At 60.4% G+C, this 11,979-nt stretch carries 11 protein-coding genes; 9 read left to right on the top strand and 2 right to left on the bottom strand.

The window, feature by feature from the left end:
- Positions 1–3: 3 nt before the first annotated feature.
- A complete protein-coding gene (locus tag JQ845_RS09775) occupies positions 4–750 on the bottom strand; it encodes an RsiV family protein (protein WP_003438965.1) in 747 nt (248 codons plus the stop codon).
- A 220-nt stretch (positions 751–970) separates the two neighbouring features.
- Between JQ845_RS09775 and JQ845_RS09770 the strand changes: the two genes are divergently transcribed.
- The 9 genes from JQ845_RS09770 (at position 971) to JQ845_RS09730 (ending at position 10,246) form a co-directional block, all read left to right on the top strand.
- Positions 971–1,588, top strand: coding sequence for an NUDIX domain-containing protein (locus JQ845_RS09770; protein WP_003438967.1), 618 nt, complete (start codon positions 971–973; stop codon positions 1,586–1,588).
- On the top strand, positions 1,579–2,031 hold the full coding sequence (locus JQ845_RS09765) for a DUF1249 domain-containing protein (protein ID WP_003438969.1): 453 nt from the start codon (positions 1,579–1,581) through the stop codon (positions 2,029–2,031). Before JQ845_RS09770 ends, JQ845_RS09765 begins: the two co-directional genes overlap by 10 nt.
- A 104-nt stretch (positions 2,032–2,135) precedes the next feature.
- Complete coding sequence (gene cpdA / locus JQ845_RS09760; protein ID WP_003438971.1) at positions 2,136–2,951, top strand: 3',5'-cyclic-AMP phosphodiesterase; 816 nt, start codon at positions 2,136–2,138, stop codon at positions 2,949–2,951.
- A gap of 77 nt (positions 2,952–3,028) precedes the next feature.
- Complete coding sequence (locus JQ845_RS09755; protein ID WP_003438973.1) at positions 3,029–3,637, top strand: YqiA/YcfP family alpha/beta fold hydrolase; 609 nt, start codon at positions 3,029–3,031, stop codon at positions 3,635–3,637.
- 52 nt (positions 3,638–3,689) lie between these two features.
- A complete protein-coding gene (gene parE, locus JQ845_RS09750) occupies positions 3,690–5,594 on the top strand; it encodes a DNA topoisomerase IV subunit B (protein ID WP_010656257.1) in 1,905 nt (634 codons plus the stop codon).
- The gene (locus JQ845_RS09745) at positions 5,594–6,574 is read left to right on the top strand and encodes an esterase-like activity of phytase family protein (RefSeq protein WP_203008932.1); all 981 of its coding nucleotides are present in this window, start codon (positions 5,594–5,596) and stop codon (positions 6,572–6,574) included. Before parE ends, JQ845_RS09745 begins: the two co-directional genes overlap by 1 nt.
- A complete protein-coding gene (locus JQ845_RS09740) occupies positions 6,571–7,092 on the top strand; it encodes a retropepsin-like aspartic protease family protein (RefSeq protein WP_003438976.1) in 522 nt (173 codons plus the stop codon). The genes JQ845_RS09745 and JQ845_RS09740 overlap by 4 nt, the downstream gene beginning before the upstream one ends.
- 11 nt (positions 7,093–7,103) lie before the next feature.
- Positions 7,104–9,368, top strand: a complete 2,265-nt coding sequence (parC, locus tag JQ845_RS09735) for a DNA topoisomerase IV subunit A (RefSeq protein ID WP_003438977.1) — start codon at positions 7,104–7,106, stop codon at positions 9,366–9,368.
- Between the two features lie 173 nt (positions 9,369–9,541).
- Entirely contained in the window at positions 9,542–10,246 is a 705-nt protein-coding gene (locus JQ845_RS09730; protein ID WP_003438979.1) for a PqiC family protein, read from the top strand.
- Between the two features lie 133 nt (positions 10,247–10,379).
- On the opposite strand, the gene JQ845_RS09725 is transcribed toward JQ845_RS09730, so the two are convergent.
- Positions 10,380–11,918, bottom strand: coding sequence for an AhpA/YtjB family protein (locus JQ845_RS09725; protein WP_003438981.1), 1,539 nt, complete (start codon positions 11,916–11,918; stop codon positions 10,380–10,382).
- Between the last annotated feature and the right edge of the window lie 61 nt (positions 11,919–11,979).

The raw sequence follows: 11,979 nt of genomic DNA, 5'->3' as shown, positions 1-11,979 counted from the left end.
GGTTTAGCCGCGAGCCGGGAACCACTCAGGCTTCAGAATGCCGTTCAGGCGCGAGTAGGGGATCTTCAACTCGACATGCCCTTCGGAGTACGGCGCAATGCTGTACACGTCGTACTTGAGGACGACGTTGTCCTTGAGCAGTGCCACGTTCGGCGTTGTCTGGAACGGCCAGTTCTTCACGTATTCCGGGTCGTTGCCGAAATGGCTGCTGATCAGCCAGTTGTTGTGCGCCACTTTGGCGGCGCCCCAAAAGGCTTGCTCCTGTCCCGGCAGCAGCATGTCCTGCAGGGTGACTTCCTTCTGCTGTTTGGTGGAGTAGTTGATAAAGCCGCGTCCCGGCATGCCATGGGCGCCGCCGGTGTCCAGATAACTGGACAGTTCAACTATCACCAGACCGTCATGCTGCTCGCGTACTTTTGCCTGCAAGTAGGTGCTGTTGCGGCTGTCCGCGGTGCGCAAGAACTGCTCGCGGTAGGCATTGAGCGAAGGCGCCAGTTTTGCATCGGGCGAATCCACAGTCATTTTCAACAAGCGGTTTTCGATCAGGGCATCGAGTTTCGGGGCGTCTGCAAAGTGCGCGGTCTCGATGTTTACCAGTGGGCACTCATCGCCGCTGCATCCGGCCTTGACTTGCTCGGAAGCGTCCACAGTAAAGGCCAGCGGTTTTGGCGCGGACGGCTGGAATACGCTCTGGCAGGCACCCAGGGTCAGGGCGATACAAGTCATGGAGGCAAATTTCAAAAGCGACATGGTCGTCCTTCATCAACGAAAGAAAGGTGGAATTATGGTGGTTCGACTGCCAACAAGGGAGTCGGTTCGCCACTAAGCTCAACAGTGTCAATTAGAGAGGGTTTGCAGGCGATCCGTCTATCCCCGCGTCATAAAAGGGGCTGCATCCTTGACCGCAGGCGCGTTAGGATGCCCGATGCCGTGGGGCAACCCCGGAGAAATTCGCCAGCAGAGGTTTTCCATGACTGATATCACCAAGGCTACGCCAAGCGCCACAGAGATCATAAAACGCGAAGAGTGTTTTAAGGGTTTCTACCAGCTTGACCGCGTACACCTGCGCCATGAATTGTTTGCTGGCGGCATGAGCCCTGAGATCAGTCGCGAAGTATTTGTCCGGCACGATGCCGTGTGTGTGCTGCCCTATGATCCGCAGCGCGATGAAGTGGTGCTGATCGAGCAGTTCCGGGTCGGGGCCATGGGCAAGGCCGAGACTCCCTGGCTGATCGAACTGGTCGCCGGGCTCATCGACAAGGCCGAAGTGCCTGAAGAAGTCGCCCATCGCGAAGGTGAAGAAGAAGCGGGGCTGAAGTTCTCGTCTTTGTGGCCGATCACCCGTTACTTTCCGTCCCCGGGCGGCAGTACCGAGTTTGTGCATTTGTATCTGGGCCGTTGCAGCTCCGAAGGGGTTGGCGGATTGCACGGGCTGGAAGAAGAAGCTGAAGATATTCGGGTAACGGTCTGGGCCTATGAAGATGCCTTGCAAGCCGTACGCGATGGCCGTATTTCCAATGCAGCGAGCATTATTGCCCTGCAATGGCTGGCGCTTAACCGCGCTGAAGTGAGGGGGTTATGGTTGTAATTGCGCGTCGTGAACGATACCGGGTCGACCTGATTGGCTTGCAGGCTGCCTGCGAAGCCAACTACGCACGTTTGATGCGGTTGCTGCCCGATATGCGTGAGCAACCGGTTGCACGGCGGATCGCCGTGACCCAGGGTGACCAGATGCTCGGGGTGCTGACCCTTGAGGTGATTCAGGACTGCCCCTACACCAGCACGTTGCGGGTACGGCAGGAACACAGCCTGCCGTGGCTGCCGGTACCCGAACTGCAGGTTCAGGTGTACCACGATGCGCGCATGGCTGAGGTGATTGCGGCCGAGCATGCGCGGCGTTTTCGCAGTATTTACCCGTACCCCAACGTGGCCATGCATCAGCCCGACGAGAAAGCCCAGCTCAATATATTTTTGGGTGAGTGGCTGAGCCATTGTCTGGCATGCGGGCATGAATACGCGGAAGTCCGTTAGACGTACTAATTTGTAGAAGCGGGCTGGCTCGCGATCTTTGCCCCACGACAGCTGGCGAGCAAGCGCGCTCCTGCCACACAACCCTTTCTCCCGGGAGATTCACCTTGCCGAGTGTATCCACGCTGACCACCGAAGACCCGGTGCTGCTGGTGCAGTTGACCGACAGCCATTTGTTTGCCGATGCCGAGGGTTCACTGCTGGGGCTCAGGACCGCAGACAGCCTGCAGCAGGTCATCGATCTGGTTCGCGGCGAACAGCCGCAGGTCGATTTACTGCTGGGCACCGGTGATCTGGCCCAGGACGGCAGCATTGCGGCTTACCAGCGTTTTCGGCAATTGACCGGGTCGCTGTGCGCCAAAGCGCGCTGGATTCCCGGCAATCATGACAATCTGCCCCATATGCGCGAAGCGGCCGTGCAAAGCCGTTTGCTGGACCCGGTGGTTGATCTGGGCAATTGGCGCATCACATTGCTGCATTCGAACGTGGAGCAAAAGAGCCAGGGTTATCTGCAAGACAGTCAGCTGCAGTTGCTGGCGCAATCCTTGAGCGAAGCGCCGGACCGTCATCATCTGATCTGCCTGCACCACCATCCGGTGCCGGTGGGCTGTGAATGGATTGAACCGATCGGGCTGTGCAACGCCGGTGAGTTCTGGAAGGTCATCGATCGTTATCCACAGGTCCGTGGCGTACTTTGGGGGCACGTGCATCAGGCGTTCGATCAGCAGCGCAACGGCGTCAGGTTGCTGGCCTCACCCTCGACCTGCATCCAGTTCGCCCCCGGCAGCGCGGATTTCAAGGTCAGCAGTGAGGCGCCGGGTTATCGCTGGTTGCGCCTGCAGCCTGATGGCACTTTGCAAACCGGGGTGTCACGCGTCACTGACTTCGTCTTTGAACCCGATTACAGCGCCAACAATTACTGAGTTGCCCCTGAGTCAGGCTAAACTGCGCGTCTTTATTGATGTTGTGTTCAGCCTTATCTGTACTCGGGAGTGATTGCATGTCCGGTTCCATCTTGTATATCCATGGCTTCAACAGTGCCCCTGAGTCCAAAAAGGCCACGCAGTTGATCTCGGTAATGCAAGGCATGGGCCTTGGCGATCAGCTCCGGGTGCCGGCCTTGCATCATCACCCCCGTGAAGCGATGGCGCAGTTGACTGCGGCAATCAGCGAGATGGACCGTCCGTTGCTGGTCGGCAGCTCACTCGGCGGCTACTATGCGACCTGGTTGGCCGAACAGCATGGCCTCAAGGCACTACTGGTCAACCCGGCCGTCAGCCCGCATCGGATGTTCGACGGTTATCTGGGCACCCAAACCAATCTTTACAGTGGCGAAACCTGGGAGCTGACCCTGGATCATGTGCAGGCCCTGGCCGAGCTTGAAGTGGCGGCACCCCAGGACCCGCAGCGGTATCAGGTGTGGCTGCAAACAGGCGATGAAACCCTGGACTACCGTAATGCTGAAAAGTACTACAAGGCGTGTGTCTTGCGGATTCAGGCCGGTGGCGATCACAGTTACCAGGGGTTCGCGCAGCAACTGCCCGCGCTGCTGAATTTTGCCGGGATTGGCGCCCAACAGTATCAAACCATCGATTTTGCGGCCCTTTAAGGCGCCCGTCGAATGGCCCTTATTTTTCATTTACGACTAACGACGAGACCCTATGGCCACTCCCAGCGCTAGCTCTTATAACGCCGACGCCATCGAAGTCCTCTCGGGCCTCGACCCGGTGCGCAAACGTCCCGGCATGTACACCGACACCAGCCGGCCCAACCACCTGGCCCAGGAAGTCATCGATAACAGTGTCGACGAAGCCCTGGCCGGTCACGCCAAATCGGTGCAGGTCATTCTGCACGCCGATCACTCGCTGGAAGTCAGTGATGACGGGCGCGGCATGCCGGTGGACATTCACCCCGAAGAAGGTGTGTCAGGGGTCGAACTGATCCTCACCAAGCTCCATGCCGGCGGCAAGTTTTCCAACAAGAACTACCAGTTCTCCGGCGGCCTGCACGGCGTGGGGATTTCGGTGGTCAACGCGCTGTCGACCCTGGTGCGGGTCAAGGTCAAGCGTGACGGCAACGAGTACCAGATGACCTTTGCCGATGGCTACAAAGCCACCGACCTGGAAGTTGTCGGCACTGTCGGCAAGCGCAATACCGGTACCAGCGTGTTCTTTGCGCCGGACCCTAAATACTTCGATTCACCCAAGTTTTCGGTCAGCCGTCTCAAGCACGTGCTCAAGGCCAAGGCCGTATTGTGCCCGGGGCTGCTGGTCAGTTTCGAGGACAAGGGCACCGGCGAAAAGATCGAGTGGCACTACGAAGACGGCCTGCGCTCCTATCTGGTGGATGCGGTCAGCGAATTCGAGCGCCTGCCTGACGAGCCGTTCTGTGGCAGCCTGGCGGGCAATAAAGAAGCCATCGACTGGGCGCTGTTGTGGCTGCCCGAAGGCGGCGACAGTGTTCAGGAAAGCTACGTCAACCTGATCCCGACGGCCCAGGGCGGGACCCACGTCAACGGACTGCGCCAGGGCTTGCTCGATGCCATGCGCGAGTTCTGTGAATTCCGCAGCCTGCTGCCCCGTGGCGTCAAGCTGGCCCCCGAAGATGTGTGGGAACGCATTGCGTTCGTGCTGTCGATGAAAATGCAGGAACCGCAATTCTCGGGCCAGACCAAAGAGCGTCTGTCGTCCCGTGAGGCGGCCGCTTTCGTCTCGGGTGTGATCAAGGACTCCTTCAGTCTGTGGCTCAATGCCAACCCCGAGTTGGGCATGCAGCTGGCAGAACTGGCAATCAACAACGCCGGGCGCAGGCTCAAGGCCAGTAAAAAGGTCGAACGCAAACGCATCACCCAGGGGCCGGCCCTGCCGGGCAAGCTTGCGGACTGTGCCGGGCAGGACCCGATGCGCTCCGAGCTGTTTCTGGTGGAGGGTGACTCCGCCGGCGGTTCAGCCAAGCAGGCCCGGGACAAAGAGTTCCAGGCCATCCTGCCGTTGCGCGGCAAGATCCTTAACACCTGGGAAGTCGACGGCAGCGAAGTGCTGGCCAGCCAGGAAGTGCACAACATCGCGGTAGCCATCGGGGTTGATCCGGGCGCGGCCGACATCAGCCAGCTGCGCTACGGCAAGATCTGCATCCTCGCCGACGCCGACTCGGACGGTCTGCACATTGCCACCTTGCTCTGTGCATTGTTCGTGCAGCACTTCCGCCCGCTGGTGGATGCCGGTCACGTGTATGTGGCCATGCCGCCGCTGTACCGGATCGACCTGGGCAAAGAGATTTTCTACGCCCTGGACGAAGCCGAGCGTGATGGCATCATCGACCGTCTGGTGGCCGAGAAGAAGCGCGGCAAACCACAGGTCACGCGATTCAAAGGTCTGGGTGAAATGAACCCGCCGCAGCTGCGTGAAACCACCATGGACCCGAACACCCGGCGTCTGGTGCAGCTGACGCTTGAAGATTACGCCGCCACGTCGGAAATGATGGACATGTTGCTGGCGAAAAAACGCGCCGGTGACCGCAAGTCCTGGCTCGAATCCAAAGGCAACCTGGCGCAGGTGCTGGCCTGATGCGCAGTGCCTTGATGGCGTTGCTTTGTGTGACTGCAGCACCGGTAATGGCCGATACCTGGCCGGAGCTGGTGCTGCAGTCCGAGCATCCCGTAGAAGGCATGCGCGGCGCCAACCTGTCCGGGCTGGCGCTGTGTCTGGGTGAGCTGTGGGCGGTGTCTGATCGCGATGATGATCAGATTTACCGCCTGGATCAGCACTCTCCCGAATGGCACGCCGAGGCACTGCATATTGATGTCCCGCCGCCCCCTGAAAGCGGCTTGCCGTGGGGCGTGCGCATGATGAGCAAGGCTGTCAGCCCGTTGCGTGGTGGTGAACTGGATTTCGAAGGCATCAGTTGCGACGAGGCGGGCAACCGCTTCGTGGTCAGCGAGACCCACGCCGCGGTGCTGCAAATTCCGCAGACGGGCGCGCCGGCATGGTTGAAAATCGATCCGTCACTGGTCCGCCATGCGCGCGCCAGCGGCATGCTGCTGCATTTCAATGCGCTGTTTGAAGGTATCGCCGTCAACCCGCAGGGCAACCAGATCTGGCTGGCGGCCGAGCGCGAGCGCCGCGGTTTGCTGACCATCGGCAAAAAACAGAGCGTGTGGGACTGCGAAGGCGGTTGCGTGTTGATGAGTGAGGGCGGCCTCGAGTCGGCCCCACCTCAACTCAAGGTCAAGGCACAACAAAAGGACTTCGCCGACCTGGCGCTGTTCGAGGGCAAGCTGTTCACCCTCGAACGCATGGCCTATCGCATTTGCCGTCGCACCCCGGGCACGGGCGACGTTGAGCGCTGCTGGTCATTTGCCGATGATGGGTTGATCGCTCCCCGGCGTTACAACAGCGCCTATGGCAATGCCGAGGCCCTGAGTGTGGATGCCGAAGGCGCCTGGATCGGTGTGGACAACGGCAATCACGTGCGCGCCGATGGCGAGAAGCGTCCCGTGGTCTGGCGCTTCGCGGCACCGCAAGGTGGCTGGAGTGCCGCATCATGAGCCAGCAACCGCCGGGCAAGGGTGTGGGCCGGGTCTTCATGATTGTGGCCTGGTGCGCGGGGCTGTATCTGGCGACGCAATTTTTCGGGCGCTGGGAACAGCGTCAGGAAAACCCCAATACTGAGGTCGCCTCGCTGCAGGGCGCGGGCTACATCGAAGTCAAACTGCTCGCCAATTCCCAGGGCCACTTCGTCGCCAGCGGCCGTATCAACAACGTGCCGGTGGAATTTTTACTGGATACCGGGGCCACCGATGTCGCGGTCCCGCTGGAGCTGGCCAGGCAGTTGGCATTGCCCAAGGGCATGGCCGTGACCCTGAATACCGCCAATGGCCGTACCCAGGGCTATCAGACCCGCATCGACCGCCTGCAACTGGGCGCCATTGTGCTGCGCGACGTACGCGCGGTGGCGGCTCCCGGGCTTGAAGGCGAACAAGTGCTATTGGGCATGAGTGCGCTGAAAAAACTTGAATTTACCCAGCGCGGCGGCACCATGCTGCTGCGCCAGACAACGAACTGAATGAGGTCCGCATGAGCGATTCCCTTGATCTCAGCCTGGACGGCGTAGAACGCCGGTCACTGGCCGACTTCACAGAACAGGCCTACCTCAACTACTCCATGTACGTAATCATGGACCGGGCCCTGCCGCATATCGGCGACGGCCTCAAGCCTGTACAGCGGCGCATTATCTACGCCATGAGCGAGTTGGGGCTGGACGCAGATTCCAAGCACAAGAAATCGGCGCGTACCGTCGGTGACGTACTCGGCAAGTTTCACCCCCACGGTGATTCGGCGTGCTACGAAGCCATGGTGCTGATGGCGCAGCCATTCAGCTATCGCTACACCCTGGTCGACGGGCAAGGTAACTGGGGTGCGCCGGATGATCCCAAGTCATTCGCCGCCATGCGTTACACCGAAGCCCGCCTGTCGCGTTACTCCGAAGTGCTGCTCAGCGAACTGGGCCAGGGCACGGCGGACTGGGTCCCGAACTTTGACGGCACCCTCGACGAACCTGCGGTGTTACCGGCCCGTTTGCCGAATATCCTGCTCAATGGCACCACCGGCATTGCCGTGGGCATGGCCACTGACGTGCCGCCGCACAACCTGCGTGAAGTCGCGACCGCCTGCGTGCGGCTGCTCGACGAGCCCAAGGCCACGATAGAGCAACTGTGCGAACACATACAGGGCCCGGACTACCCGACCGAAGCCGAAATCATCACCCCCCGTGCCGATCTGCTGAAGATCTACCAGACCGGTCGTGGTTCGGTGCGCATGCGGGCGGTGTACCACATCGAAGATGGCGACATCGTGGTCACGGCATTGCCGCACCAGGTATCGGGCGCCAAGGTGCTGGAGCAGATCGCTGCGCTGATGCAGGCCAAGCCGACCAAGCTGGCGATGGTTACTGACTTGCGCGACGAATCGGACCACGAAAACCCGTGCCGCATCGTGATCATTCCGCGCAACAACAAGGTCGATCTCGACGAATTGATGCAGCATCTGTTTGCTGTGACCGATCTTGAGTCCACTTTTCGCGTCAACATCAACATCATCGGCCTGGACGGCAAGCCGCAGCTGAAAAATCTGCGGGCCCTGCTGGTGGAGTGGCTGGAGTTCCGGGTTCACACGGTGCGCCGCCGCTTGCAGTTCCGCCTTGATAAAGTCGAGCGCCGCCTGCACCTGTTGGACGGTTTGCTCACTGCTTATCTGAACCTCGACGAAGTGATTCATATCATTCGTACCGAGGAACATCCCAAGGCCGAGCTGATTGCGCGCTTTGCCCTGAGCGAAACCCAGGCCGACTACATCCTCGACACGCGCCTGCGCCAATTGGCCCGCCTCGAAGAGATGAAGCTGCGCACCGAGCAAGATGCGTTGCGCAAAGAGCAGGCCAAGCTGCAAACCTTGCTGGGCAGCGAAGCCAAGCTGAAAAAACTGGTACGCAGCGAATTGCTGGCTGACGCCGAAACCTATGGCGATGACCGTCGCTCGCCGATTGTGTCCCGCGCTGAAGCCAAAGCCTTGTCGGAAAACGAGCTGGTGCCCACTGAAGCGGTCACGGTGGTTCTGTCCGAAAAAGGCTGGGTACGTTGCGGTAAAGGTCACGACCTGGATGCGACCGGGCTGTCCTATAAAGCAGGGGACGGCTATAAAACCGCTGCTGCCGGACGCTCCAACCAGTTCGCGGTATTTATTGACTCCACCGGGCGCAGTTACTCGGTGCCCGCCCACACGTTGCCGTCGGCACGAGGCCAGGGCGAGCCGTTGACCGGCCGCCTCACGCCGCCACCGGGTGCGACTTTCGAGTGCGTGTTGTTGCCCGAAGACGACTCGCTGTACGTGATTGCCTCCGATGCCGGTTACGGGTTTGTGGTCAAGGGTGAAGACCTGCAGGCCAAGAACAAGGCCGGCAAGGCGTTGCTCAGCCTGCCCAAAGGCGCGCAAGTGATGCTGCCGCGACCTGTGGCGGATCGCGAGCACAATTGGCTGGCGGCCGTTACCACCGAAGGCCGGCTGCTGATATTCAAAGTCAGCGACCTGCCGCAACTGGGTAAAGGCAAGGGCAACAAGATTATCGGCATTCCCGGTGATCGCGTGGCCAATCGCGAAGAGTACGTGACGGACATCGCTGTGCTGCCGGACAACGCCACATTGGTGCTGCAGGCCGGCAAACGCACCCTGTCACTCAAGGCTGATGACCTGGAACATTACAAAGGCGAACGGGGTCGGCGCGGGAACAAATTGCCGCGAGGCTTCCAGCGTGTGGATGCTTTGCTGGTAGAAGTGCCCAATTAAGCCCGTTTAGTGCGTCCGATCTGCGATTTATCGCGTAGATCGGCGCAACGGCGCTGGAGTCACGCCGTATATTCGCGGATGATATGCGCCTCTTACGACATAGCGCGTATGATTTTTCCTGGAAATCTTCAGAATCACACTGCGGCGCGCCAAACGGCGGCCACCTGGATGGAATGATGAACGTTCTACGTCTTCCTTTAATTGCGCTACTGACCGGTGTGCTCGGCCTGGCGGGGTGCAGCACGCACCAGCCAGCGGCTTTGTACCAACTGGACAGTGGCACCCCCGGCCAGCCCAAGCAAAGTGCGGGCATGGCTGTGGTACTTGGCCCGGTGACTGTGGCCGATTACCTGCAACGCGAAACGTTGCTGCAACGTCAGCCGGATGGCAGCCTGAGTGCGGCCACCGATGGTCGTTGGGCCGGCAGCCTGTCGTCAGACATCGATCAGTTGTTGCTGCGTCAGGTGGCCTGGCGTCTGGACAGTCAGCGAGTAGTGCTGGCACCGGCCCCTTCGGGCTTCAGTCCGGACGTGCAAGTGCTGCTGTCGATCACCCGTCTGGACTCCGGAGAGAGCCAACCGGCAATTCTCGACGCGCAATGGCGCTTGATCGACCGGCGCGGCCAGGTACGGGACAACCGCATGGTTCATCTGGAACAGCAGCACGACGGCAGCACGGCCGCTCAGGTCAAGGCTCAGGGCGAGTTGTTGCAACAGTTGAGCAAACAATTGGCGGCGGCCCTGGAACCGCTGGCCAACCAGCCGCCGCTGGTTGAATTGCGCAAGCCCGAAGCCAGGCCGGCCCCCAAGCAAACGGAGAAGCCGAGAATTCCGATGGCTTCACCGATACGCACGGACATGGAAGTGTTCCGCTTCTGAGTCAGTTCACACAATAAAAAACGCCGCTTGCCCAGCACTGGGAAAGCGGCGTTTTTTATTGCCCGGCCTTTGCAGGAGCCGGCATGCTAGCGAGCTGTTTCAGCGCCCGGCTCGCTCCTGCAGGGTATGGCCTTTAGCCGCGGTTCTCATGCATCCGGGCCAGCTGGCGTTCGAGCATGGACGGGTAGGGCTCCATCAGCCGCTCAACGCAGCAGGCGCCTTCGGGGCTGGCGATAGGGCGGATGCGGGCGCGTTGACGAATCAGCGGGTCATCGCTGATTTTGCGCTCCACCAGCAGCAGGTTGCGGCTGTGTTGCGACAATGCCAGAGCGTCCTGGGCGGTTTCGGTCAGCAGTAGATCAATCTGGCTCAGGCCGTTCAGCCCTTCGCCCAGCACCAGACCCAGCTGCAATTGCAGGGTGATGCCGCTGTCGGCAACTTCGATCTGCAGAGCGTGGCCCAGGGCCCGTAGCAATTCGCCACAGCAGATGGCGTTGGTCAGGTAGTCGTCGCCGCTGTCTTCGCTATGGAACAGCATCAGGGTGCTGCCATCGTTCAACGTGTGCAGCTCGCTCTGGTACAGCGACGCCGCCTGGTTCAGGCAGTCGCGATAGCGTTCAAGCAATTCCATCAGGCGGGCACGGGGCAGGCGCCGCAGTTGTTCTTGCGCCCCCAGCTGGACTGCCAGTACCGCGCTCGGTTGCGGTGAGGTCGGCACGGCTTTGGCCACGGCTTTGGGAGCAACCGCGGTTGTGCCGGTGTCGCGCAGGTCCGCGAACGGGTCTTCTTCACCCTCGTCTTCTTCGGTGCTGATCACTTGCCGGGGTGCCGCTTTAGGGGCAGGCGCAGCCGGTGCTTCATCGAAAGCCGGATCGCTCAGGTTGCGTACTTCGAAGGTCGGTTCGTTGTCTTCGGCGGCTTCGTAATCGCTGTCGTCGTAGTCGTCTTCCGGTTCTGGCTCTGGTTCCGGCTCTGGAGCCGGGGGGGCCAGTCGGCTGTGAAGCTGGCGCGCCAGATCACCGATTTCATCCTGGCGGGTAGTTGCCGGGGTGTAAGGGTCCGGTTCGCGCAGCCAGACCCGCAGCTGCAACAGGGGGGTGGTGATATGGCGGCCCAGACGCAGGCTCAAGGCCAGCGCCAGTGCGAGCAGAATTGCACTCAAGATGCCCATGCTCTGCAGGCTGATGGTCATCGGCTGCTCGAACTGGTTCATGTCCAGGCTAATGCGCAGATGCCCGGCCGTTACATCCTGAAAGGTGATTTTGGTCTGGTACACGCCCTCGGTTTCGCCCAGCAGGCTGTTTTTTGGACGTTGCCCGGCTTCGGCGAGGATGCGGTTATCGACGCTATAAATAGCGGCGTGCGCAACCAGGGGGTTTTTGGTCAGGTTATTGAGCAGCACGTTGAGGCTGAGAATGTCGTTGGACACCAGCAACTCGGTGGCCGAGGTGGCTGTTTGGGTGGTCAGGCTCTGACCCAGTGCATCGGCTTGTTCGTGCATGGCCTGTTTGAATTGCAGGCCCATCACCACGGCATATATGACCAGCGCCAGCGCGACCAGAATCACGTTGTGGGTGGCGATACGCAGAGCAATCGGCACGCGACGATCGCGCAAGGCCCGGAAGATCAGCAGGAAGAAATTATCGTTTTTGACAGGCAATGGCCGGTTCACTGAGCGCGGCTCTTAGTCCGTTAAGTTGGAGCGCAGTATAACGAGCGGCCTCGAGGCGGCA

This window comes from Pseudomonas paraversuta, from assembly GCF_904063065.1.
GTDB classification, from domain to species: domain Bacteria; phylum Pseudomonadota; class Gammaproteobacteria; order Pseudomonadales; family Pseudomonadaceae; genus Aquipseudomonas; species Aquipseudomonas paraversuta.
The sequence above is the reverse complement of the archived record's forward strand: the minus strand, read 5'-3'. Positions and strand labels throughout refer to the sequence as shown.

What these genes read in the sequence shown, in the direction of transcription:
- JQ845_RS09775 (WP_003438965.1), bottom strand. Translation starts at nt 750, where the DNA reads ATGTCGCTTTTGAAATTTGCCTCCATGACTTGTATCGCCCTGACCCTG.
- JQ845_RS09770 (WP_003438967.1), top strand. Translation starts at nt 971, where the DNA reads ATGACTGATATCACCAAGGCTACGCCAAGCGCCACAGAGATCATAAAA.
- JQ845_RS09765 (WP_003438969.1), top strand. Translation starts at nt 1,579, where the DNA reads ATGGTTGTAATTGCGCGTCGTGAACGATACCGGGTCGACCTGATTGGC.
- JQ845_RS09755 (WP_003438973.1), top strand. Translation starts at nt 3,029, where the DNA reads ATGTCCGGTTCCATCTTGTATATCCATGGCTTCAACAGTGCCCCTGAG.
- parE (WP_010656257.1), top strand. Translation starts at nt 3,690, where the DNA reads ATGGCCACTCCCAGCGCTAGCTCTTATAACGCCGACGCCATCGAAGTC.
- JQ845_RS09745 (WP_203008932.1), top strand. Translation starts at nt 5,594, where the DNA reads ATGCGCAGTGCCTTGATGGCGTTGCTTTGTGTGACTGCAGCACCGGTA.
- JQ845_RS09740 (WP_003438976.1), top strand. Translation starts at nt 6,571, where the DNA reads ATGAGCCAGCAACCGCCGGGCAAGGGTGTGGGCCGGGTCTTCATGATT.
- parC (WP_003438977.1), top strand. Translation starts at nt 7,104, where the DNA reads ATGAGCGATTCCCTTGATCTCAGCCTGGACGGCGTAGAACGCCGGTCA.
- JQ845_RS09730 (WP_003438979.1), top strand. Translation starts at nt 9,542, where the DNA reads ATGATGAACGTTCTACGTCTTCCTTTAATTGCGCTACTGACCGGTGTG.